Annotated in this window: 24 protein-coding genes and 3 pseudogenes; 11 read left to right on the forward strand and 16 right to left on the reverse strand. The window is 66.7% G+C overall.

Going from position 1 to position 22,568, the window contains the following annotated elements; genetic code table 11:
- Window positions 1–875, forward strand: an 875-nt coding sequence (locus KUTG_RS24285) for a hypothetical protein (protein ID WP_043719840.1), incomplete at its 5' end; no start/stop codon positions are given.
- Here the strand turns inward: KUTG_RS24285 and radA are convergent.
- Together radA and KUTG_RS24295 are read right to left on the reverse strand one after the other, a co-directional pair.
- A pseudogene (gene radA / locus KUTG_RS24290) lies at window positions 876–2,259 on the reverse strand (DNA repair protein RadA).
- Between the two features lie 261 nt (window positions 2,260–2,520).
- Window positions 2,521–3,237, reverse strand: a complete 717-nt coding sequence (locus tag KUTG_RS24295) for a hypothetical protein (RefSeq protein WP_157494734.1) — start codon at window positions 3,235–3,237, stop codon at window positions 2,521–2,523.
- 254 nt (window positions 3,238–3,491) lie between these two features.
- On the opposite strand from KUTG_RS24295, the gene KUTG_RS24300 reads away from it, so the two are divergent.
- The 7 genes and pseudogenes from KUTG_RS24300 (at window position 3,492) to KUTG_RS24330 (ending at window position 10,394) form a co-directional block, all read left to right on the forward strand.
- Window positions 3,492–3,980 (forward strand): CarD family transcriptional regulator, encoded by a 489-nt coding sequence (locus KUTG_RS24300; protein ID WP_043719844.1) that lies wholly within the window; start codon window positions 3,492–3,494, stop codon window positions 3,978–3,980.
- A gap of 5 nt (window positions 3,981–3,985) precedes the next feature.
- A complete protein-coding gene (ispD, locus tag KUTG_RS24305) occupies window positions 3,986–4,696 on the forward strand; it encodes a 2-C-methyl-D-erythritol 4-phosphate cytidylyltransferase (RefSeq protein ID WP_198047297.1) in 711 nt (236 codons plus the stop codon).
- Window positions 4,693–5,175, forward strand: a complete 483-nt coding sequence (gene ispF / locus KUTG_RS24310; protein WP_232240920.1) for a 2-C-methyl-D-erythritol 2,4-cyclodiphosphate synthase — start codon at window positions 4,693–4,695, stop codon at window positions 5,173–5,175. The genes ispD and ispF overlap by 4 nt, the downstream gene beginning before the upstream one ends.
- Window positions 5,176–5,261: 86 nt before the next feature.
- Complete coding sequence (locus KUTG_RS24315) at window positions 5,262–5,948, forward strand: HAD family hydrolase (RefSeq protein WP_232240921.1); 687 nt, start codon at window positions 5,262–5,264, stop codon at window positions 5,946–5,948.
- A 203-nt stretch (window positions 5,949–6,151) separates the two neighbouring features.
- Window positions 6,152–7,666 carry a cysteine--tRNA ligase gene (gene cysS / locus KUTG_RS24320; RefSeq protein WP_084579748.1) on the forward strand — a complete coding sequence of 505 codons (1,515 nt, stop codon included), beginning with the start codon at window positions 6,152–6,154 and terminating at the stop codon, window positions 7,664–7,666.
- Window positions 7,667–8,024: 358 nt separating this feature from the next.
- Window positions 8,025–8,891 (forward strand): annotated as a pseudogene (gene rlmB, locus KUTG_RS24325) (23S rRNA (guanosine(2251)-2'-O)-methyltransferase RlmB); the annotation flags it as partial.
- Between the two features lie 69 nt (window positions 8,892–8,960).
- Entirely contained in the window at window positions 8,961–10,394 is a 1,434-nt protein-coding gene (locus tag KUTG_RS24330; protein ID WP_043719849.1) for an MBOAT family O-acyltransferase, read from the forward strand.
- Window positions 10,395–10,421: 27 nt separating this feature from the next.
- Here the strand turns inward: KUTG_RS24330 and KUTG_RS24335 are convergent, their stop codons facing one another.
- From KUTG_RS24335 to KUTG_RS24345, 3 genes are read right to left on the reverse strand one after another with little or no spacing between them, the layout of a single operon-like run.
- Window positions 10,422–10,676: a hypothetical protein gene (locus tag KUTG_RS24335; RefSeq protein ID WP_043719852.1), complete on the reverse strand. Its 255-nt coding sequence runs from the start codon at window positions 10,674–10,676 to the stop codon at window positions 10,422–10,424.
- Complete coding sequence (locus KUTG_RS24340; protein ID WP_043730486.1) at window positions 10,673–10,948, reverse strand: hypothetical protein; 276 nt, start codon at window positions 10,946–10,948, stop codon at window positions 10,673–10,675. The genes KUTG_RS24335 and KUTG_RS24340 overlap by 4 nt, the downstream gene beginning before the upstream one ends.
- The gene (locus KUTG_RS24345; RefSeq protein ID WP_043719855.1) at window positions 10,948–11,415 is read right to left on the reverse strand and encodes a hypothetical protein; all 468 of its coding nucleotides are present in this window, start codon (window positions 11,413–11,415) and stop codon (window positions 10,948–10,950) included. The genes KUTG_RS24340 and KUTG_RS24345 overlap by 1 nt, the downstream gene beginning before the upstream one ends.
- 198 nt (window positions 11,416–11,613) lie before the next feature.
- Between KUTG_RS24345 and KUTG_RS24350 the strand changes: the two genes are divergently transcribed.
- Both KUTG_RS24350 and KUTG_RS56595 read left to right on the forward strand, forming a co-directional pair.
- Window positions 11,614–12,456, forward strand: coding sequence for a GntR family transcriptional regulator (locus KUTG_RS24350; RefSeq protein ID WP_198047298.1), 843 nt, complete (start codon window positions 11,614–11,616; stop codon window positions 12,454–12,456).
- Window positions 12,453–13,151: an HAD family hydrolase gene (locus tag KUTG_RS56595; protein WP_084579750.1), complete on the forward strand. Its 699-nt coding sequence runs from the start codon at window positions 12,453–12,455 to the stop codon at window positions 13,149–13,151. The genes KUTG_RS24350 and KUTG_RS56595 overlap by 4 nt, the downstream gene beginning before the upstream one ends.
- Here KUTG_RS56595 and KUTG_RS56600 read toward each other — a convergent pair.
- The 7 genes from KUTG_RS56600 to KUTG_RS24380 form a co-directional block, all read right to left on the reverse strand.
- Window positions 13,148–14,728, reverse strand: coding sequence for an ABC-three component system protein (locus KUTG_RS56600; protein WP_198047299.1), 1,581 nt, complete (start codon window positions 14,726–14,728; stop codon window positions 13,148–13,150). The two genes, KUTG_RS56595 and KUTG_RS56600, sit on opposite strands and share 4 nt — an antisense overlap.
- Before the next feature lie 145 nt (window positions 14,729–14,873).
- Window positions 14,874–15,143: an ABC-three component system middle component 6 gene (locus KUTG_RS56605; RefSeq protein WP_084579754.1), complete on the reverse strand. Its 270-nt coding sequence runs from the start codon at window positions 15,141–15,143 to the stop codon at window positions 14,874–14,876.
- Window positions 15,140–16,084, reverse strand: a complete 945-nt coding sequence (locus tag KUTG_RS58900) for an ABC-three component system protein (RefSeq protein ID WP_369794652.1) — start codon at window positions 16,082–16,084, stop codon at window positions 15,140–15,142. The genes KUTG_RS56605 and KUTG_RS58900 overlap by 4 nt, the downstream gene beginning before the upstream one ends.
- 711 nt (window positions 16,085–16,795) lie before the next feature.
- Complete coding sequence (locus tag KUTG_RS24365) at window positions 16,796–17,248, reverse strand: nuclear transport factor 2 family protein (RefSeq protein ID WP_043719862.1); 453 nt, start codon at window positions 17,246–17,248, stop codon at window positions 16,796–16,798.
- 55 nt (window positions 17,249–17,303) lie between these two features.
- Window positions 17,304–18,119, reverse strand: a complete 816-nt coding sequence (locus tag KUTG_RS24370) for an alpha/beta fold hydrolase (protein ID WP_043719865.1) — start codon at window positions 18,117–18,119, stop codon at window positions 17,304–17,306.
- Window positions 18,116–18,841 (reverse strand): hypothetical protein, encoded by a 726-nt coding sequence (locus KUTG_RS24375; protein ID WP_043719867.1) that lies wholly within the window; start codon window positions 18,839–18,841, stop codon window positions 18,116–18,118. The genes KUTG_RS24370 and KUTG_RS24375 overlap by 4 nt, the downstream gene beginning before the upstream one ends.
- Before the next feature lie 13 nt (window positions 18,842–18,854).
- The gene (locus KUTG_RS24380) at window positions 18,855–19,268 is read right to left on the reverse strand and encodes a carboxymuconolactone decarboxylase family protein (protein ID WP_043719869.1); all 414 of its coding nucleotides are present in this window, start codon (window positions 19,266–19,268) and stop codon (window positions 18,855–18,857) included.
- Window positions 19,269–19,308: 40 nt separating this feature from the next.
- Here KUTG_RS24380 and KUTG_RS24385 point away from each other — a divergent pair, with 40 nt between their 5' ends.
- The gene (locus KUTG_RS24385; RefSeq protein WP_157494736.1) at window positions 19,309–19,818 is read left to right on the forward strand and encodes a hypothetical protein; all 510 of its coding nucleotides are present in this window, start codon (window positions 19,309–19,311) and stop codon (window positions 19,816–19,818) included.
- Here the strand turns inward: KUTG_RS24385 and KUTG_RS24390 are convergent.
- The 4 genes and pseudogenes from KUTG_RS24390 to KUTG_RS24405 all read right to left on the reverse strand — a co-directional run.
- Window positions 19,815–20,603, reverse strand: a complete 789-nt coding sequence (locus KUTG_RS24390; RefSeq protein WP_052395356.1) for a class I SAM-dependent methyltransferase — start codon at window positions 20,601–20,603, stop codon at window positions 19,815–19,817. The genes KUTG_RS24385 and KUTG_RS24390 overlap by 4 nt on opposite strands.
- Before the next feature lie 34 nt (window positions 20,604–20,637).
- The gene (locus KUTG_RS24395) at window positions 20,638–21,186 is read right to left on the reverse strand and encodes a DUF1707 SHOCT-like domain-containing protein (protein WP_043719874.1); all 549 of its coding nucleotides are present in this window, start codon (window positions 21,184–21,186) and stop codon (window positions 20,638–20,640) included.
- Between the two features lie 100 nt (window positions 21,187–21,286).
- The gene (locus KUTG_RS24400; protein WP_043719878.1) at window positions 21,287–22,159 is read right to left on the reverse strand and encodes a metal ABC transporter permease; all 873 of its coding nucleotides are present in this window, start codon (window positions 22,157–22,159) and stop codon (window positions 21,287–21,289) included.
- 40 nt (window positions 22,160–22,199) lie between these two features.
- Window positions 22,200–22,568: pseudogene (locus tag KUTG_RS24405) on the reverse strand (ABC transporter ATP-binding protein); the annotation flags it as partial.

Consider the following 22,568-nt stretch of genomic DNA (forward strand, 5'->3'; position numbering starts at 1 on the left):
CCGCCGCGCTCGTGAGCACCGTGCTGGTGCTGCGACCCCACACCGCGCAGCCCGCCGCCCCTCCAACCGCGTCGACCACGACGCCCGCGGCGCACCCGTCGCCGATGCCGCTGCCCCAGCTGCTGTCCCAGATCCACTACAGCGACCCGACCGTGGCTCTCGGGCAGTTCCGCTACGTGCGCGACCAGCTGTGGGCCGGCGGCGCGGACGGCACCCCGGACAGGCCGTTGACCGACCAGACCACGACGACCTGGCAGCCCGCCACGTGGACCGACCAGTGGCTACGCCAGGAGGGTCCGGTCGGCTCCCAGACCGCCAAGTACGCGAACGGCGTGATCTCCACGGTCGGCCCGGAGGACAAGTTCTCCATGCACCCCAGCGAGGTGCGGGCCGGCTGCGCCGACTTCGACTCGGTGAATCCTCAGGTCACCGGGCACCTGCCGTGCGCGGACCAGAAGGGCGGCTGGCTCTCGCCGAACCCGGACTGGCTGGCCGGCCTGCCCAAGACCCCGCAGGGCATGGCGGCCAAACTTATGGCCGACACGGCCGCCGCCGGCCATGGCATCGCGCCGCTGTACTACGCCGTCTATGCCCTGAAGACCGGCATCTTCCCGGTCGACGTGCGCAAGGTTCTGTGGCAGGCCATCGCCCAGCTGCCCGGCGCGTACGGGCTGCGCGACGTGGCCAACCTGGACGGCACGGCCGGCTTCGCCATCGGCGTCGTCACCAACGGCGTCTCCGACGAGATCCTGATCGACCCGGTCGACGGCACCTATCTGGGCGAGCGGCAGTTCAACGCGGCCAACGGCTCCGTGTTCCTGTTCTCCGCCATGCGTTATGGAGTTGTCGACACACTGGGCGTCACGCCGCGGTGATCACTTCTTGGCGACGTCGTAGAGCACCTGCAACGCCGCGCCCAGATCCGGCACGACCAGAGCCCTGATCTCCGGGGGGAGGGGGCCGGAGTCCGGCGGGACCAGTGCCCGGGTGAAGCCCAGCCGAGCCGCCTCGGCCAGGCGTCGCCCGACGCCGGTGACCCGCCGGATCTCTCCGGCCAGGCCGACCTCGCCCACCGCGACCACGTCCGCCGGCAACGCCGCGTCCACCGTGGCCGAGGCGACCGCGAGCGCGATGGCGAGGTCGGCCGCCGGCTCGGTGATGCGCATGCCGCCGACCGCCGCCGAGAACACGTCCTGATCCGTCAGCCGCACCCGCCCGCGCCGCTCCAGCACCGCCAGAATCATGGCCAGCCGGGCCGAATCCAGGTCGCTCACCGCCCGCCGCGGGGCCGGCAGGCCGGTCTTCGACACCAGCGCCTGCACCTCGGCCAGCAGCGGCCGCTTCCCCTCCATCACCACCGTCACGGCCGTGCCGGCCACGCCGACGTCCTTGCGGTTCATGAACAAACCCGACGGATCCGGCACCCCCGCGATGCCGTCGTCGCGCAGCTCGAAGCAGCCCACCTCGTCCGCCGGCCCGTACCGGTTCTTCACACCCCGGATCAGGCGCAGCGTGCTGTGCCGATCCCCCTCGAACTGCAGCACCACGTCCACCAGGTGCTCCAGCACTCGCGGGGCCCGCGATCGAGCCGTCCTTGGTGACGTGGCCCACCAGCACCACCGGCAGCCCGTTCTCCTTGGCCAGCGCGATCAGCGCGGAGGCCACCGCCCGCACCTGGGTCACGCCCCCGACCACGCCCGTGTCCTCGGTCGACTGGATGGTCTGCACCGAGTCGACGATCATCAGGCCCGGCTTGACCTCGTCCACGTGGCTCAGCACCGCCGAGAGGTCGCTCTCCGCCGCCAGGAAGATCTCCGGATGCAGGTTGCCCGTGCGCTCCGCCCGCAGCCGCACCTGGCCCGCCGACTCCTCGCCCGTGACGTAGAGGACGGGGCCCGAGTCGCCCTTCTCCGCCCAGCGGTGGGCCACCTCCAGCAGCAGCGTCGACTTGCCCACGCCCGGCTCCCCGGCCAGCAGCGCCACCGCCCCCGGCACGATGCCCCCGCCCAGCACGCGGTCCAGCTCGTCCACCCCGGTCGGCCGCGCCTTGCTCTCCTCGACGTCCACCTCGGAGATCCGCCGGGCCGGCGAGCTCGGCACCCCCGCCGCGATCCGCGCCAGCCCCGCCCGCACCGGCGCCCGCTCCTCCACCGTGCCCCAAGCCTGGCACTCCGGGCAGCGCCCCACCCACTTCGCGACCTCGAAGCCGCACTCCACGCACCGATAATTGGGCTTCGCCGGCTTCGCGTTCTTGACCACGAGCCAACGCTAGCGCCGAGGTCTGACAGTTTCGCGAGCGAGCCACCCCAACGGCCAGCCCCCGACCGGCCCCACTGCTCAACCCCGGCCGACCACGCCCGACAAACAGCCCCCACCGCTCCCTGGGGAGGCCGCCCCGGAAGCAATCCTACCCACGGCCGGACCTAGTGGATCTTGGAATGGGGGCGCCTGTGGACAACTTGGGGCCTGTGGACAAAAGCCCCCGACAGCGAGGCTGTCGGGGGCTCTGTCGTCACAGAGTCACTTGTCGTCGCGCGGGTGGGGCGTGGCGGCGATCGGGACGTTCAGCGTGAGGTCGCCGGCGTTGGCGAAGGTGAAGGTGACCTGCACGGTCTGACCCGGCAGCAGCTTGTCCGCGGTGAGGCCGACCAGCTGGATCTGGATGCTGCCGATCGGCAGCTCGGGGGCGCTGGTGGTGGTCGTCACGGTGGTCGACGCCGAGGTCCCCGTGGTGGAGGTGCCGGTGGTCGACGTGCCGGTCGTAGACGTGCCGGTCGTGGAGGTGCCCGTCGTGGACGTTCCCGTGGTCGACGTGCCCGTGGTGGAGGTGGCCGTCGGCGAGGTGGTGCTGACCGGGGTCACGGCGGTGGCGGTGGCGGAGATGGCGTGGAAGCCGGGGATGCTGGCGTCGCCGACGATCTGGGCGCCGGAGCCGAACTGCGGGCTGCTGACGGCGACGAGCTTGTCGGTGGCGTCGCCGGAGTTGGCGATGGTCAGCAGCAGCGAGGCGCTCTCGCCCTTGCTGAAGTAGGTCTTGCCGGCCGGAAAGGCCAGCTGGACGTCACGCACCGCGATCTGCTTGACCGTGCCCATCGACCCGTTGACGGCCGGCACCTGGGTGTCGGTCTGGGTGATCTGGCCCGCACTGCACCCGGACGCCAGGACCGCGGCGCCGATCCCCAGCACTACGGGAAGCAGGCGCAGTCGCGTGATCAGGTTCTGCTCAGCGCTGCTCACTGTGGCGGGATCCTTCCTTGGCGCACCTCAAACTCCGACACGTGGCCCGAAGCCTAACCACTGCCCCGCAAGGCCCGCGCACTCGGTGCCCGTTCGCGCTGTCCACTGTGGATCCACAGGGGGTGGGCAGCACGTCGAATCGGGGTTTGTCAACCCCCCGTGCGGCCGCTGACCTGCGGTAACGGATCTTCGGCCCGAGGCGCGCGAGTTGCCGGACGTGTTAAGCTAGGGTCAGCGAAAGGGGCAGAGGACACATGGTTTTCAAGGTCGGAGAGACCGTCGTCTACCCGCACCACGGTGCCGCTCTCATCGAAGCGATCGAGACCCGTCTCATCAAGGGCGAGGAGAAGAAGTACCTCGTCCTCAAGGTCGCCCAGGGCGACCTGACGGTTCGCGTCCCCGCAGACAACGCCGAGATCGTGGGTGTGCGGGATGTCGTGGGCCAGGACGGGCTCAACCGGGTCTTCGAGGTCCTGCGTGCTCCCCACACCGAGGAGCCGACCAACTGGTCCCGGCGGTACAAGGCCAACCTGGAGAAGCTCGCGTCCGGCGACGTGAACAAGGTGGCCGAAGTGGTGCGTGATCTGTGGCGACGCGAGAAGGACCGCGGGCTGTCCGCCGGCGAGAAGCGCATGTTGGCCAAGGCACGGCAGATACTGGTCAGTGAGCTCGCACTGGCTGAAGGAACTGACGAAGACAAGGCCGAGGTCCTGCTGGACGAGGTCCTCGCTACCGCATCCTGAATTCGTTGAACACTCCGGTGGCCGCGGACGCGCGCGTTGTTGCGCTCGTGCCCGCGGCCGGCCGGGGAGTACGTCTCGGCGCCCCGATACCGAAGGCGCTGGTCCCCGTGTGCGGGGCTCCTCTTCTGGTTCACGCCGTGCGAGGCCTGCTGGCCTCCGGCGTTGTCGACCAGGTTGTCGTCGCGGCCCCACCGGACATGGTGGACGTGGTCGTGGACGCGCTCAGTGAGTTCGGCGCAGCCGTCCGTGTCGTGCCCGGCGGCGAGGAACGATCCGACTCCGTCCGGCTCGCTCTCGACGAGGCCGTGGCGCTGCATCCCGGCACCCGTGTTGTCCTCGTGCATGACGCGGCCCGGTGTTTTACGCCGCCCGAGGTCATCCGCGCCGTCGCCGACGCGGTGCGGGCCGGTGCGCCGGCGGTGATTCCCGTGCTGCCGGTCACAGACACGGTCAAACAGGTCGATGTCGACGGCATTGTGGTCGGCACGCCGGACCGGTCACGGCTGCGAGTTGTGCAGACCCCGCAGGGCTTCGACGTCGATTTGCTCCGGCGCGCACATGATCAGCAGGATGCCCCGGTGACCGACGACGCCGGTCTGGTCGAGCGGCTGGGCGAGCCCGTCGCCACCGTCGCCGGCCACCCGCACGCGCTGAAGATCACCACGCCGTTCGATCTGGTGGTGGCCGAGGCGCTGTTCTCTGGAGCCCAGCTGTGATTTTCCTCCCCCGCGTCGGCATCGGCACGGACGTGCACCCCATCGAGGCCGGCCGCGACTGCTGGCTGGCCGGGCTGCACTGGCCGGACGTCGACGGCTGCGAGGGCCACTCCGACGGCGACGTCGCCGCCCACGCGCTGTGCGACGCCCTGCTGTCGGCGGCCGGGCTGGGTGACCTCGGCGCGGTCTTCGGCACCAGCGACCCGCAGTGGGCCGGGGCCAGCGGCGTGACTCTGCTCACCGAGGTCCGCCGGCGTCTCGACGCGGCCGGCTTCACCGTGGGCAACGCGGCCGTGCAGGTGATCGGCAACCGCCCCAAGATCGGCAAGCGCCGGGACGAGGCGCAGCGGGTGCTGTCCGACGTGATCGGTGGCCCCGTCTCGGTCTCCGGCACGACCACCGACGGGCTGGGACTGACCGGGCGCGGCGAGGGCATCGCCGCCGTGGCCACCGCGCTGGTCGTGCCGACCACGGACTGACACCGCGCCGTCACTGTCCATTATGGACGATGACGGCCGCGCCACTTTCCCTTGGTCAAGATGGTCTGAACAACTACGTTGGTGTTGTGGCTGACATCCAAGGTGTCCTGTTCGACTTCTCCGGCACGCTGTGCCGCCTCGAGTTCGGCTCGGGCGTGCTGGACGGCCTGATGGACGATGCCGGCGCGCCGCTGGAGATCACCGACCAGGTGGAGCTGATGCGCCGGCTCACCGCCCCGGTCGGCATCTCCGAGGGCCTGCCGCCGGAGCTGCACGAGGCGTGGCACCGCCGCGACCTCGACACCGAGGTGCACCACACCGTCTACTTCGCCGCCCTGCGCGCGGCTGGGCTGCCCGACGGCGCAGCGGAGACCGTCTACCGGCGGATGCTCGACGCCGAGAACTGGTCGCCGTACCCGGACGTGCTGCCGGCCCTGCGGGCTGTGCGCGACGCCGGACTCCGCAGCGCCGTGGTGAGCAACATCGGCTGGGACATCACGCCGGTACTGACCAAGCACGGCATCGCCGATCTGGTCGACGTGATCGTCATGTCCTATGTGGAGGGTCACGTCAAGCCGGAGCCGGAGATCTTCGCCGCCGCGTGCGACCGGCTGGGCCTTGAGCCGGCCCGCGCGCTGATGGTCGGTGACAGCGAGGAGGCCGACGGCGGCGCCGCGGCGCTGGGCTGCTCGGTGGCCATCGTCGACCCGCTGCCCACCGCCGAACGCCCGGACGCGCTGCTCTCGGCGCTATCCGCTTACGGCATCTCCTGACTCACTCCGCGCCGGCATGATCGGCCTGGCCGGGTTGCTGCTGGTCGCGGGCGGCCTCCTGGTGTGACTGACGCGCAGGAGGAGGATCAGCGGTTGATCCGATGTTCGCCGAAAGGGGCGCCGTCCATCGCGACGGTGCCCCTTCCTACGTAGTGTGACCTGGGCGAATGTATTGTCCCGATGAGGGTGCGTACCATTTGCGTGTGAGCCTTCACCTCTACGACACCGCGACCCGCAGTCTGCGGGCGTTCCAGCCTGCGCGCAGTGGAACCGTGTCGATCTACGAGTGTGGGGCCACCGTGCAGGGCGCGCCGCACCTGGGCCACATCCGGGGCGCGGTCAACTTCGACGTGCTGCGCCGCTGGCTTGAGCACGACGGCACCGATGTGCTGCACGTGCGCAACGTCACCGACATCGACGACAAGGTGTTGGCCAAGGCCGCCGCCGCTGATCGCCCCTGGTGGGAGTGGGCGTCGACCCACGAGCGTGAATTCCTGGACGCCTACGAGACGCTGGGCTGCCTGCCGGCCTCCATCTCGCCGCGGGCCACCGGGCACATCACGCAGATGATCGAGCTGATGCAGCGGCTGATCGACCGTGGGCACGCCTACGCCGCCAACGGCGACGTCTACTTCGCTGTGGCCTCGTTCCCGGAGTACGGCGCCTTGTCCGGCCAGAAGTTGGACGAGGTCGTCCAGGGCGAGTCGGCGGCCACCGGCAAGCGGGACCCGCGCGACTTCACGCTGTGGAAGGGCGCCAAGCCGGGCGAGCCGTCCTGGCCGACGCCGTGGGGCCCGGGCCGGCCCGGCTGGCACCTGGAGTGCTCGGCCATGTCCACGTACTACCTGGGCCCGGAGTTCGACATCCACGGCGGCGGGCTGGACCTGGTGTTCCCGCACCACGAGAACGAGCAGGCCCAGTCCCGTGCGGCCGGCGACGCGTTCTCCCGGTACTGGATGCACTGGTCCTGGGTCACCATGAGCGGCGAGAAGATGTCCAAGTCGCTCGGCAACGTCATGTCGATCCCGGCCATGCTGACCAAGGCCCGAGCCGTCGAGCTGCGGTACTACCTGGTCGGCCCGCACTACCGGTCGACCATCGAGTACTCGGACACGGCGCTGGACGAGGCCGTGACGGCGTACGGGCGGATCGAGAACTTCGTGCAGCGGGTGGTGCAGCAGACCGGTTCGGTGGAGCCGGGCGTGCTGTGCGCCGACTTCACCGCCGCGATGGACGACGATCTGTCCACCCCGTCGGCGCTGGCCGCCGTGCACTCGACCGTGCGCGAGGGCAACGTGGCTCTGGACAACGGAGACCAGGACGGTGCTCGTGGCGCGGCCGGCTCCGTGCGGGCGATGATGGACGTGCTGGGGCTGGACCCGTTGTCCGACCGGTGGTCCCGATCGTCCACAGCGGACAATTCGATGCAGCAGGCGCTCGACGTGCTCGTCGGTCACCTGCTGGAGGAACGGCAGCGGGCCCGTGCGGAACGCGACTTCGCGACCGCCGACCTGTTGCGAGACCGGCTGTCCAAGGCCGGCGTCACCGACAATCTTGGCCCGGAGCTCATGCAATGGGTGTTGGACCGTGTAACATGTAGGGTGGGAAATGTGAGGCTAAGTAGAACGTGCCAAATTATTAGTGGCCAACAGCCCCCGACACGCCGAATTATCTCAAGAAAATCCAGTGGATTGACCACATCTCAACATCCTCAATAGGGCGCAACCCCTCCAAGCCTCAAGTCGTAGCGCGAGTCAAGCTAGAAACCTGCTCACTTCGCATTACGCCTATGACGAGTGCGTCTAGGTTAATTAACGCGCCCACTGGCGAGATTTTCCTCGTACTAGGGCTTGTCCGTGATCAGATGGACTGATAAAGGGTCCGCGTTCGTATTTTGCCGGACGACGATAGTGTCTGAGTGCACATCGAGAGTCATGTTGTCCCAGAGGGGCTGGTCTCCGGTCTTAGGTAGACTATATCGCGGTCCAATCGCATATTGGGGAGTTTGTGAGTGAGTCGAATGCTGGGCAAATAGGACCTTCCGTCATTGTTCCCATTTCTTCGATCACGTATTGAGGCAAGGGCCCGACGCCGAAGGCGTCGAGCGGCGGGCATCCGGCGCAGCGCAAGGCCAACGCCGCCGCCGCGCGCAAGGACGACCAGCAGAAGCGGGCCAAGCGCTCCGGCAACTCGGCCGAGACGGTCGCCGGCCGCAACCCGGTCGTGGAGTGTCTGCGGGCCGGCGTGCCGGCTACGGCGCTGTACGTGGCGGTCGGCATCGACAGCGACGAGCGCGTCGCCGAGTCGATCAAGCTGGCCGGCGACCGGGGCATCTCCGTGCTGGAGGTGGCCCGTGGCGAGCTGGACCGGATCACCACCGGCGCGATGCACCAGGGACTCGGGCTTCAGGTGCCGCCGTTCGCGTACAGCCACCCGGACGAGCTGCTCCGACAGGCGATCGACAGCGGCGAGCCGCCGCTGCTGGTCGCCCTCGACGGTGTCACCGACCCCCGCAACCTCGGTGCCGTCGTGCGCTCCGCCGCCGCTTTCGGCGCCCAGGGCGTGGTGCTCCCGCAGCGGCGCAGCGCCAGCATGACCGCCGTGGCCTGGCGGACCAGCGCCGGCACCGCCGCCAAGATGCCGATCGCGATCGCCACCAACCTCACCCGGACGCTGCGGGACTGGGCGTCCGAGGGGCTCATGGTCATCGGCCTCGACGCCGACGCGACGATCACCTCCGACGAGCTCGAACTGGCCACCAGCCCGCTGGTCGTCGTGGTCGGCTCCGAGGGCCGCGGGCTGTCCCGACTGGTGAAGGAGACGTGCGACCAGACCGTGTCCATCCCGATGGCCGCCGGTGTCGAGTCGCTCAACGCGTCCGTCGCCGCCGGTGTCGTGCTGGCCGAGGTGGCAAGGCGCCGAAGGGCGGCCGGTCGGATCTGACGTTCGGCCAATCGGCCTCTCGGTCTTGGGTTAGGGTCGACCGCCAGCTTCCCTCTCCCAAGGCCGAGGATGAACTTCGTCAGCCCGCTGTTCCTGTGGTACTTCGTGCCGGTCGTGCTGCTGGCGGTGCTCGTCACGCCACGTGGTTGGCGCAACGGCGTTGTCGCCGTGGCCAGCCTCTTCTTCTACGCGGCGGGCGCCGGGCCGACCACTCTGCTGCTGTTGTGCAGCATGGCCGTGAACTACGGGGCCGGTCTCGTCCTCGAACCGGCGCGCAGCAAGCTCGCGGAGAACGACCGCAAGGTCGTGCTGGCCGGCGTCATCGCCGTCAACCTCGCCGCCCTGATCGTGTGGAAGTACGCCGGTTTCCTCACCGAGCAGGCCGACAACCTGGCCAAGGTGTTCGGCGGCGGCGTGCAGGTGGCCCAGGTCGCGCTGCCCATCGGCATCTCGTTCTACACCTTCCACCACATCTCGTACCTGGTCGACATCCACCGCGGCGAGCGCACCGCTTCGCGTAATCCCGTCGCCTTCATCGCCTACATCGCGATGTTCCCCCAGCTCGTCGCCGGGCCCATCGTGCGGTACCGCGAGATCGCCGATCAGCTGCCGCAGCAACGCTTTCACCGCCTCGACGACTTCGCCGCCGGCTTCCCCCGCTTCGCCCTGGGCCTGAGCAAGAAGGTCATCGTCGCCGACCAGCTCGGCCCCGTCGTCGCCACCTGCTTCGACACCTCACCGCACGAGATGACCTTCGGCATCGCCTGGCTCGGCGCGATCGCCTACACTCTCCAGCTGTACTTCGACTTCTCCGGCTATTCGGACATGGCCATCGGTCTCGGACGAATGCTCGGTTTCCGCCTCCCCGAGAACTTCGCCCGCCCCTACTCGTCGGTCACCGTCACCGAGTTCTGGCGCCGTTGGCACATGTCCCTGTCGCGCTGGTTCCGCGACTACGTCTACATCCCCCTCGGCGGCAACCGCCACGGCGTCGCCAAGACGTACCGCAACCTCGGCATCGTCTTCGTCCTCACCGGCTTCTGGCACGGCGCCAACTGGACGTTCCTCGTCTGGGGCCTCTACCACGGCGCACTCCTCGTCATCGAGCGCGGCCTCGAGACCGGCAAGCCCCCCGCCGTCCCCCTTCACCGCCTCCTGCGCCGCGCTTCCACCCTCCTGCTCGTCGTCTTCGGCTGGGTCCTCTTCCGCGCCCCCGACCTCGGCCAGGCCCTCGTGATGATGGGCCACATGCTCCTGCCCGACTTCTCCGGCCTCGGCGACGTCGTCGGCCCCACCCTCAACAACCAGCGCACCCTGGTCCTGCTCCTGGCCCTGGTCATCATCTTCATGCCCGCCCGCCCCGCCACCGGCCGCTTCCTCGAATCCGCCCGCAGCCGCCCCGCCGTAGCCCTGCGCGCCGCCGTCATGATCCTCGGCCTCCCCTACGCCGCTCTCCTCCTCGCCTCCGGCACCTTCAGCCCGTTCTTGTACTACCAGTTCTGACCGCTTGGTTTCGCCCGAAAACCCTTGTCACTCATCCACTTCAGGCCTCTTCGCCCGCCGCTGAAGCCACGCTACGTTCGGCGCCGTGAGCGGCAGCAGTCGCGCCACGAGCAATGCAGCGATCTCTCGCGTGAGCACCAGGTGGAACTGCTCGCTTCCCTCATCAAGCCGCACCGTGATGTGGTGCTTGCTCTGGTCGCTGACCACGACCTCGGCACCAGGACGCCCGACCTGCACGATCATCGGCCGGTCGTCGTCATCCCCGCACAGCACCAACATCACGGCCCCTCTTCCGGTGCGATCCGCGACCACTCCAGGGCTGCCCGCCGATCGAACTCCTCGGCGGCCACTGAGGAGGCGTGGCGCGCCCACAGTGGAACCGCAAGGTCCGCCGCGAGCACCCGCCACGCCTCCGCCACTGCCTGATAGCCGAAGGCAAGCCGGCTTAGTGCCTGCGCATCTGCGGCTTGAGTCGCCGCGAACAGCGCTGCCGTCTGCTCCGCGTAGGCAAGGTTCCAGCGTGCGACCGCCTCACGTGACGGCCGCCCCGCCATCACGCCGCCGGCTTCTGCTCGCCCGGGTTCTGGCCGCCGGCCGGCTTCTTCGGCGCAGCACCCGAAGCCGGCGCAACGATCCCGGCCGCCCGAATCGTGAAGCCCTGGTAGCGGAACTTGTCGCCCATGACGCGCGGCTCCACCGTCAAGCCGTCGAAGACCACCGGCCGGACCTCCACACCAGGCATTACCTGCACCGCGGCTGGCGGCACCGGCTGCACGTCCGCCGTGATCAGGACCGTCACCGAGGCGTCGCGCTCCTTCTCCGCGGACGTGTCGGTGACGACGACCTTCCACAGCCGCTTGCCGGTCTGCTCGTCGACCTTCTGCTTCGGCTGGCGGCCGCGCGCCTTGTCCTCCTGGCTCAGGTACTCCATGTCCGGAGCCACCACACCGACCATCAGCGCGCCCATGGGAAACACCTGGTCGAAGCTCGCCGCGAACCGCGTCCCGTACGGAACTGCCATCTCGCCTGCCTCCTAGCGCCCATCTAGCCGGCCTGTCCGAGCTAGACAAGTTACAACGTAGCTAGGTTGGCTAGGCAAGTCAAGAATCAGGCCAGGTCAGCTAGCTCCCTAGGCGGGCTAGACAAGTGCCCTACGCTGGAGATGTCATGCCAGCAAGACGCGACATGACATTCGTAGAACGAGCCGATAGGAGAGGCCATGGCCCTCGACCCGGACGACCCGCGCCCGCCCTACGTGCAGGTCGCGAACGCCCTGAGGGCCGCGATCCTCACCAAGACCTTCTCTCCCGGTGACCGGCTGCCGTCGCGCAACGACCTGGCGAAGAAGTACAACGTCGCACCGATGACCGTGCAGAATGCCCTTCGCGAGCTGCGCGAAGAGGGGCTCATCGTCTCCCGTCAGGGCAGCGGCGTCTTCGTCCGCGAGCGCACCGAGCGCCCCATCGGCCTGCGCCCACACATCGAGCGCGCCTTCGAGCGGCCCAATGTCACCATCGACTTCGCCGGCTTCTCCGGCGAGACCCTGCACGGCGTCATCCAGGAGCCGCTGGACAAGATCAGGATTGGGCGCCTGACACCCGAGTCCGTTCACGTGCGCCTGCTGCTGCCCGACCCCACGCAACCGATGACGATCCCCTGCCAGGTCGACGACCTCGCCGACAGCCCCGAGTTCCGCAAGCGCGCCGAAGAGATCATGCGCCGCCATACCCTCGCCATCGTCGACTCCGTCGAGGAACTGGGCAGCCTCGGCCTGGTCAAGGACGTCTCCGCCGAGATCCGCGTCCACCGCGCCGCACCACTCTTCAAGCTCTACATGATCAACAACGAAGAGGCGTTCTTCGGCTTCTACCCCGTCCGCGAGCACGTCATCACCCTCGGCGGTGCACCCCGTGCCATCTATGACCTCATGGGTAAGGACGCCATCCTCTTTCACCACTCCGTCACCGACGACGACACCAGCACCGGCAGCCAGTACGTCGAACAGGCCCGCGACTGGTTCGAGAGCATGTGGTCCACCATCTCCACAGAGTTCGTCCGATGACAACCGTCCCCATCGACGATCCCAAGGTTCTCCGTCACATCCTTGCCAACACAGAAGCCCTACTCCTCGACTTCGACGGCCCCGTCTGCTCCGTCTTCGCCGGCATCCCAGCGCACATCGTGGCCGATCAACTCCGTAATGTTCTCAGCGAAGGCAGCCACCACGATTTGCCGTATGAAGTCGCGACATCAGCGGACCCATTCGATGTCCTAAAGTACGCTGCAGCACTTGGCACCAATGAAGTTCGTTACGTCGAAGCCACATTTCGCGCCTACGAGGTCGAGGCAATTGCTACCGCCAAACCCACGACCGGTGCCCACAGACTTATTCGAGCATGGAGCCTGAGCCGGCGGCCAATCTCAATCGTCAGCAATAACAGCGCGATGGCAGTGATAAGCTACCTCGAACTCCACGGTCTAACTTCCCACGTTACACAGGTATCAGCCCGCGACACGTCAGACATAGAACTCCTTAAGCCAAACTCCTACCTGGTCGACAAGGCCATCAACATGCTCAATGTTGTCAACACCAAAGCAACTCTATTGGGCGATTCGACAACCGACATCGAGGCCGGAATTATAGCGAACGTAGCAACGATAGGATTTGCCAACAAGAAAGGGAAGGTCGTCACACTAACCCAATCTGGCGCAACAGCGGTAACAACTTCAATAGCATCCTTGGTGGATCTACTCTAAGAGAAGCGGAAACCGAACAGTCCGCCATCTTCGAGACTATCCGTCAGGCGCGGATCAATAATATGCGCCGAAAGGTCCAGCCCCTGCCGTGAAACCTTCTCTAGATCGTCAGAATTCATTGTGACGACATATTGCATTGATTCGGCTTCAACAACTTCCCGCGTCAGGCTCAAGGCGCGAGCAAGCTGACGCTCGTCAACCCCATCGAAGAGATGGCTGTCGTGCACCAAAAAATCCGGACCGCGAGCACCCTTACGAGCCGTGACAGCTACAGTCAGGTCGAAGCAGAAGATAACCATGTTTCCAATTCCACGGCTATCCTTGCTATCGATATGTGGAACGATCTTCAAATGTGTTGATGTGGGGTCGATATCCAAATATGCCTCCCGACCCGACCCGTAGAGCCGGCTTGCATACTCAAGAAATCGCACGTTCACGTCATTTATTGCACGTTCGCGCTCATGCAAATCCATACGGGTCTCCGCCTCAAGCTTGCCTCTTTCTGCTTTAATCTCCGCAGAGCTAGCTTCGAGCGCCTGAGCAGCCTCGTAACGGTGTCGCAGCGCCTCCAAGCTGGCACGTTCTTGAGCTAGAGCCTGCTGCAACGCCGTCAACGCATCGAGAGCGCCCCCTTCATTCAGAGCCCGCAGTATTCTCGCTTGCTCCTCACCCAGCGAGACACGTTCATTTTCTCGCCGCGCCAACCCTTCCCTGAGTGACTCTACTTCACCCTCAAGATGGGCTCGACGGTTTCTGACGACGGCATGATGAAAGTCCTCAACCTCGCCGTATCTCCGCCGGACCGCCTGCCCCAGGACAACGCCAAGCTCCGAATAGACAGACTCCAAGTAGCTGATATCTGGAGCAACTGAGTCTTCCAGCGCGGCTTCATAATCTTGAAGGTTGCGCCTGTCAACAATATCTTGCGCGCGCATCTGACGAATTCGTCGATCCATCTCGTCTGCCTGGCGCTGTAGATTTTCATACTCAGGCACAACACGAAAGGACTGAATCTGACGCTCAAGGTCATTAACACGCTGCTGCGCTATCGTTATTTGACCACGCAATTCAGAGGATCGGCCAACGATCCTTCCCCACACAGGATCCTTGGCAGCCTGCGCCAATCGCCTCCGGGTCGACTCCCGCACTGACAGCTCTTTATAACGAGCAGCCAGTTGCCAATCAAGACCCAGCAGGTACGCTACATTGGCACTCGCTTCTGCCGGCGACTGCTGTGACGCGGTCTTCACCGCCTCATTAAATGCGTTAGATCCAACCCGCCTCATGTACAGCGAAAGCAGGGCTCTTCCGCTGATTCCAGAATGTTCAGCAGGAAGCCTAAAAAGGTCCCTTTCGATTAGCCTTTGCCACTCAGCGAGACCTACCCGAGTTGACGTGTCCAATGGCGCATCAAACAATGCACCAGTGCTTGAAATATCCGGCTGAAGCATTATATCGCTCGGGGTTCCGACAGAGCGGCGAACAGTCAAGCCTTCTGCTGCACGTGGCCAATCGAGCAGCAGTGAGAACTGATGACCTCGCAGTTCCCGACGATCCAGAAAGGACTTGGAATCCATTCGTGCACCGAGCAGAAAGTGGAGGAGCTGCACGAGACTGGACTTCCCAGCCCCGTTCCGACTGTCCGTCTCTGTCGAAGCACTCGTTCGATCGGCGATTACTATATTCAGGCCAGGTTGAAAACTGACCGACTTAAACCTGCCGTCATTGGCTGCCAGTCTTCTCAGCATCAACCCTCCTCAATACCAAAAGTTCTCCGTCGAAGTATACCGCACCTAGGCTAAATAGAACGTCCAGCGCTAGCGTAAACCACCAGAAAGGCACAGGAGCCCTGTGGTCGTGATCTTCCCGCCATTGACGCAGGCGTGACCAAGTTTGACTAACCGTCAACGGCTGATCGAGCACAGAGGCTATCTGGGCACCGACAGTCAGCAATGCCCGCTGCGGCGCAATACCCTTGGTGGGCGTGATCATCTTTCCACCTGCACATTTTCATCGCCAACCCAACCATCGGGTGGATTATCAAATATATCACAGGTTTGAAAGAAGTACGCAACCACAGCCTTTGCCGCATTATGCTGCCTCAACGGCACAGTGCGGTTACCTAGGATGTACTGCTCAAGACGCCACACTATCAACTCGGGGTCATCATACTCAGCTCGCAGTCTACTAAACTCCTGCCGAAATGACGACGCAACTTCATCACGTTCGGTGATATCAATCAGATTAGCATAGTAGTTGGATATCTTGACGCCAACATGAAGAAATCTAACGATTTCACATCGCGTATCTTCGCTAAACTTGTTATAATCGAGCTTTAGCTCCGACGGAGCTTCAACCGGTTGCGTTGGATCCGGGCGGGAACGCTGCTCGCTAAGATAGTCGAGCAGGGGGCTAAGCTCTGCGAGTTCTATGCCATACGACGCCTCTTTGACGGGCAGTTCCATCCGCAAAAGGTCTTCGACTTGATCTGCTTCCAGTCGCATGAACTCTTCACGAAAGCGCCTGAAGCCGAAGTTGTCGAACTTGATCTCACGGTTCGCTTGAGCAGCCGTAGCAATCAGACCGGCTACAGCCGGATGAAGACCTCCACGACGATCATTGTGCACAAAGACGAAGGTGTGAAACTGCCCCTTACGCTTGACCTTAGCCTTCTCTAGGTCACCCTTAAACTTATCGTTCAAGCTTTTTTCATTAAATGCGTGCGGACCGTAACAGGCGTAGAGTTTGCCACTATGAAGCGACAACCCGTCACTTCCCATATCCCCCAGGTTCCCGGCGGTCCGAACATCGACAAAGTCGGGATATCGCACTGACATCAAATCGTGAAAGAAAGTCTCAAACTCGTCTTCGTACAGCTCTTCAAACTTCACGGTCAAGAGGAACCGCGCCGCAAGGCGTTCAGTAAAGGTCATCGCCACAGCGCGCTCCCCTCTAGCCGCTCGTCAGTTACAGCAACACTATCGCGGTTGTGATCACATTCGATACACCCGTTCCCGTGATCGTGCCCTAGCGGTGATCCTCCTCGACGGCGGAGGCAGGGACGTCGGCCAGTACAACCGCATCGTGTGTGACGGAGTGTTGCCGAATTTGGCTCTATGGGATCAAGACGCGCCGCCGGCGGCGGCGCGTGGTTGGCCTGGGAGCGCCGGTCACCAGGCCGTATGGCCGGAAGGGCCGCCAACGGCCCTCAGGCTTCGCCTGCCGGGCGACCCTTCCGGCCACGGCCGGCGGCGCACGCCAGGGACGCCACCGCCGGCGGCGCGAGGGCCAGGAGCACAGACCGCACAGCCCCGAGCACGGCAGCTCCCAACGGCCACGTGCGTCCGGGCGGCACCCCGATACGGCCATCATCGACTGCGGCCGGCAGCACCGTGTCAAGGCGGGAAAGCGTGCCCTGACACGGCACCACAGGCCGCATGATCGGCTACGTATCGGGATGACGCCCTCAGCCTGGCTGAGCCCAAGCAAGATCCACTCTCAGGCCGTCTCCAGGCCGTCAAGCGTCGGGCAACGGTGAGAACCGGCGAGAACTATCGAGAGGTATCTTCGCTGGTAGAAGGGCTTTCGGGGCCACCAGTCCCAGGTGGACGGTCGCCGGGTTCATTACTACCAGTTCTGATCGGCTACGGACGCACCTCGGACAGCGGTCCGAGATCGAAGGCCGCAGTCACCCGTCGACGGCCGATCCGCCAGCCGCTGTCGGAGCGCTCGTACCGGTCCTCGTAGGTGCCGCCGCCGGTGATCCAGCCGCCGTCCGGCAGCTGGACATGAATGATCACGTCACAGCGGCCGGTCGCCGACCCGGACCCGATGTCGAGGACCTGGTTCACTGTGCCGTGCTGCATCACCGGAAACGTCTCCCACTGCCGCTGCACGGCTACGCAGATCGCGTCGATGCCGGTGAAGATGTAGTCCGGGTCCGCGCTGGTCTCCCACACCGCCTCCGACGCCCAGACGCTCCGCCACAGCGGCAGGTCCCGACCATCGGCAGCGACGCAGTAGTTATGGGCCAGGCGCTGCAGCGCCAGTTCAGCTTCGACGCGCTCCAGGCGGGCCACCAGATCACTCATCGACATGACCCCAGTGTGGGGATCCCATCAGGCGGCGGGGCGAATTCGGTCTGCGCTCCGATCAGGTCAGGAAGTCGGTGAGGGCGGCGAGCCAGGCGGCCGGCTGGTCGATGTGGGTCATGTGAGCGGCGTCGTCGAGTATCACGGCGCGAGCGGCGGGGTTGTGGGCGGCGGCCTGGTTGGCGAGGGCGGCGGGGAAGATCGTGTCCTGGCGGCCGTGCAACAAAAGGATGGGGAGCCCGAGGTCGGCGAGGCGGCGGGCGGCATCGGGGACACGGACGGGTGGGAGGGTGCCGGCGGTCCAGGGAAGCCACCAGTCGCCGGAGAAGCGGATGGCGGCGACGCGGTCCAGGTAGTCGGGACGGGCGTCCGGGCGCCATACGTCAACGGAAGCGGCGGCGATGGCGGAGGCGCGGTTGGCCTCGGTGCCGACCAGGCCGGGCGGCGGGGAGGGGCGCGGCGGGCGGGAGGCGAAGGCGTCGGGCGGTACGGGGATGATGCTGCTGGAAGCCACGACCATGCGTCGAAACCGTTGCGGAGCAGCGAGAACGAGACGCTGGGCGATCAGGCCGCCGGTGGAGAAGCCGAGGACGTCGGCCTCAGGGATGCCGAGGACGTCGAAGAGGGCGAGCAGGTCGGAGACGACGGCGTCCCAGGTGTAGGAGGAAGAAGGCAGGCCGCGGGTGGATCGGCCGCAGCCGCGAAGGTCGGGGAGGACGACGCCGGGCAGGCGGTGCAAGGGATCGCGGAGGTAGGTGTGGTCCCAGTCGGGGCCGCCGTGAATAACGAGCAGGGGCGTGCCGGCCGATTCGGGGGTCCGCGCGACGAAGAGGGTGACGTCGGGGGCCACCGGCACCAGGCTCTCGCGGAACGTCAACGGCCGCGGTGGGCGCGGGGGTCGCCGGCGCGGAGGAGAACGTCGCCGAGGGAGAAGTTGGCGACGAGGGCGGCGCGGATCTTCTCCAAGGCGGAGCGGATGCGTTCGAGCTGCTCACGAGGGCGGCGGACGGCGAGGTAGCGCTCGACGACGGCGGGCATTTCGGGGCCCCAAGGGCGGTCCAGGGGCAGGGAGCTGGCGGCGATCTCGTCGGACAGCTGGTAGTTGAGGCGGCGAAGGGCCTCGGTGCCCGGACCGGGGCCGGGCTGGAGAACACCACCGTTGTCGATGAGGAGGCCGGCGGTGCGCAGCGGCAGGCGGTCCTCGTCGAGGGCGGCGACGACGTGGTAGAGGGCGGCCATCTTGAGGTCGGTGTGGAACCGGAGCTCCAGGTAGGCGGGCCCCTCCAGGACGTGGAACGCGAACTGGAACTCACGCAGGCGGGCGGCGACGGCGGTCATGGTGCGCAGCTGGTCGCGGAGGCCACGAGACAGCGAGGTCCGGACGTCGTCGGCCCACTGGCTACCCTGGGCGACGAGCGCGAGGTAGCTCTCCAGGCTGCGCACGATGTGCTCGCCCTGCACGAGGGCCTCGTTGCACTGGACGTAGAGCAGGAACAGCTCGGCGCCGAGCCTGGCGGCCTCGTCGCGTTCGTGGCGCTTGGACAGGGCCGGCACCGTCTTGGCGATCAGGTCGACCAGCGGTTGCAGGAATTCCAGCACCGACCAACGGTAGTCACTGGTCGGTGTCGACGGGAAGGAGTCCGCGCTCGGCGAAAACAGCCTTGGCGACGGCGGTGGCGTTGAGGGCCCGGGGAAAGCCGCAGTAGCCGGCGGCCTGGAGCATGGCCTCGACGATCTCGGCGGGGGTGAGCCCGACGTTGAGCGAGGTGTTGACGTGCACCCGCAACTGGGCCTCGCAGCCGCCGAGGGCGGTGAGCATTCCGATCGTGACGAGCTGACGGTCCCGGGGCGGCAGCTGGGGGCGGCTGTAGATCTCGCCGAAGCCCCACGCGACGGTCTGGTACGCGAGCTCGGGCGAGACGTCGGCGAGCGAGTCGAGGACGGCCTGTCCCTGTCCCCCGCTGACCTCGTTGAACAGCGCCATCCCCCGGTCGAACCGGGCTTGTCGATCTTCTTGCTCGGTCATAGGCCCACCATACGACGTCACCCAATAGGATCATGCGGTGATGGCGTTCGACGGTCACGTCTGGATCCACGACGGCCAGTGCTACCTCAGCGGAGACCCCCACGGCAGCCCCGACTGGGACCGCTGCTTCACGGCGAACCCGGTCGGCATCGTCGGCGTCTACGGCGGCGAGGCGATCCTGCTCACGGGCCTGCACACGGGGCACGTGGGTGTCCGGGTGGACGTCGCCGAGGCGGATCCGGGCGCCCAGCTGGAGCGCTACGAGGACGTGGTGGAGATCGACTTCGGCCCGATGGAGGACGAGCTGCACCTGGTGGAGTGGGCGGGCGAGGACAGCCATCCGCTGGGCGCGCTGCCGAATGGACCGGGCAATCACCGTTTGCGTTACCACGCAAGGGGAATGGACGCCGGTCATGATCTGGACACGGCGGACGAGCACGATGACGAGCCGGTGGACGAGTACCTGGTCCAGGTGTGGCCGGCCCGCCCGTCGATGCCGGCCACCCTCAAGCTGACGAGCGCCTACGCGCGGGCCTGCCAGAACAGCTAACCCTTGCGCCCCACGGTGAGCAGGTGCGAGGAGACGCCCAGCACGGACGGCTCGGTCTCGACCAGGCGCAGCGCCCACAGCAGGTGTTCACGTCGCACGGGATCGGCCAGCCGGGCGTCCACCTCGTCGTCGGGCAGCGCTCGCCCGCTGCCCTCGACGGAGAACACTTGCGGCGCAAGGAATCCCGCAGTAACGGCCTCCTGCACCGACTCCTCGGGGCGATGGAAGTATGTGTGGGTGAACCAGTTGAACGGGCGGTCCTCGGGCGGACGGTGATGCCCGTCGACCACAGTGGACTCGACCATGGCCCGGAACTCCTCGTGCCGGAACAGATCCCGGTAGAGGCCGTCATGGAAGGACGAGAACCGGGAGATGGTCGCGGCGGCGACAAACCCGCCGGGCTTCAGCACCCGGTGGGCTTCGCGCCAGGCGGCGAGCCGGTCCTCGACGGTCAGCAGGTGGTACAGCGGCCCGCACATGAGGACGAAGTCGTACGACGCGTCGGCGGCGTCGAGCTTGCGCGCGTCACCGAGAACCGCGGTCACACCGGGGATTTCCGACGCCCTGGCCACATGCAGCGGCACGGCGTCGACAAGATCGACCCGGTGGCCCAGTTCGGCCAGCCAGCGCGCGTGCACGCCCGTCCCGCCACCGACGTCCACAATGGACGCAGGAGCGGGCGGCAGGTAGCGCCGTACGAGTTCCTTGGTGCGCAGCAGCTCCAGCAGCCCGGCACCTCCGCCGAGCCGCCCGTCCTCTTCGTCCCGCCCGTAGTACGTCTGCATCCCCAGACCGTAGCGAGCGGGACCCAGCGATTTTTCAGTCGGCGTAACGGATCTTGATGTCGCCGGCGCTGACGCTGCCCTCCACGTGCAGCACGGGCAGGTTGGGCGAGCCGGGCGAGTTGACCTTGTTGGTGAGCCGGCCGCTGCCGACCGACACCGACTCGACGACCACGGTCCAGCCGTGCGGCACCAGGACCTTGATGTTGCCCCAGCCGCACTCGGCGTGCAGCCACACGTCGCGGTGCCGGCAGATGGCCTCGCTGAAGTCGATCTTCACGTTGCCCATGGAGCAGCGCGCGTTGATCCGGCTCGGCACGGTCCACTCGCCGACCTGGTTCACGTTGCCCATGCCGGCGTTGAGCTCGAGCGGGCGCTCGGACTCGGCCGCGGCGGGCGAGGTCAGGGCGACCGCGCCGTTGGCCACGGCGGCCGGCAGGTCGGCCAGGATCGCGGTGAGCTCGCCGCGGACCTTGGCCGACGCGGCGATCGCGCTGCGCTCGCCGAACTCGTCGAGGGTGATCATCCCCTGGTCCAGGGCGTCCCGCAGCAGCGCCCCCGCCCGCTCGCGCTCGGCGTTGGACACTCTGAGGTTTGCCCGGGTCGATCGTGCTGATGTCCTCAGTCATGCTTCAACGCTAGTACGGATCGACTGGCGTTCTCATAGGGAAATCCCCGATCCCGACTCAGGGTCGGGCCGCGGCCAGGTGGGCCGAGGCCATGCCCCGTCCGCTGCCGATGCGCCGCGCCCGCAGCACGCCGACCAGCCGGCACACCAGGTAGATCAGGAACGAGATGGCCGTGACGAAGGCGCTCACCGGCTTGCCCGGAACCAGCGACAGCACGATGCCGCCGAGCACCGCCAGCTCCGCGAACACGATCGACAGCACGGTCGCCACCACCGGCGACGCCGTCACCCGCGACGCCGCGGCGGCCGGCGTGATCATCAGCGACAGCACCAGCAGCGACCCGACGGTCTGCACGCCCAGCGCGGTGGCCACGCCCACCAGCACCGCGAACACCGGCGACAGGATCCGCAGCGGCACCCCGCGCGCGGCTGCCACCTCGGCGTCCACGCTGGCGAACAGCAGCGGCCGGTAGATGAAGGCCAGCACGATGAGCACGCCGACGGCCGCGCTGATCAGCAGCACCAGGCTGCCGGAGTCGACGCTGGCGATCTGCCCGATGAGCAGGCCGAACTTGTTGGCCGAGTTGCCCTCGTAGAACGACAGCAGCAGCACGCCGACGCCCAGCCCGAAGGCCAGCACCGCGCCGATGACGGAGTCGTGCTCGGACACCTTGCGGGTGAGCAGCCCCAGGATCACCGCCGCCACCACGGCACCGATCAGCGAGCCGTAGCCGACGTTGATGCCGGCCAGCAGCGCCGCCGCGCCACCGGTCAGGGCCAGCTCGCTGGTGCCGTGCACGGAGAAGGCCATGTTGCGGGTGACGATCAGCGGCCCCAACACCCCGGCCAGCACGCCGAGGACGGCGGCGGCGACCAGCGCCGTGCCGACGAACGGGAGGAGCAGCAGGGTGGTGGAGATGTAGTCGGACATCAGGACCGCGCCTCCCGACGCAGGGCGAGCTGATCGGACATCAGGGCCGTACCTCCGGCGACGGCGTGGTGTCGGCGCAGTGGTGCGACTCCTGGTGCGCCCCGACGACCACGATCTGGCCGCGCACGCGCAGCACGTCGACGGGCGTGCGGTACAGCTCGGACAGGTTCTCCGAGGTCATGACCTCGTCCGGGGTGCCGATCCGGAACCGGCCGTTGACCAGGTAGAGCACCCGGTCGACCAGCGGCAGCACGGGGTTGATCTCGTGCGTCACGAACAGCACGGCGGTGCCGGCGGCGCGGCGGCGGGCGTCGATGAGGTCGCTGACCACACGCTGGTGGGCGAGGTCGAGGGACAGCAGCGGCTCGTCGCACAGCAGCAGCTGGGGGTCGCCGACCAGGGCCTGGGC

This window comes from Kutzneria sp. 744 (assembly GCF_000568255.1).
Lineage (GTDB): Bacteria > Actinomycetota > Actinomycetes > Mycobacteriales > Pseudonocardiaceae > Kutzneria.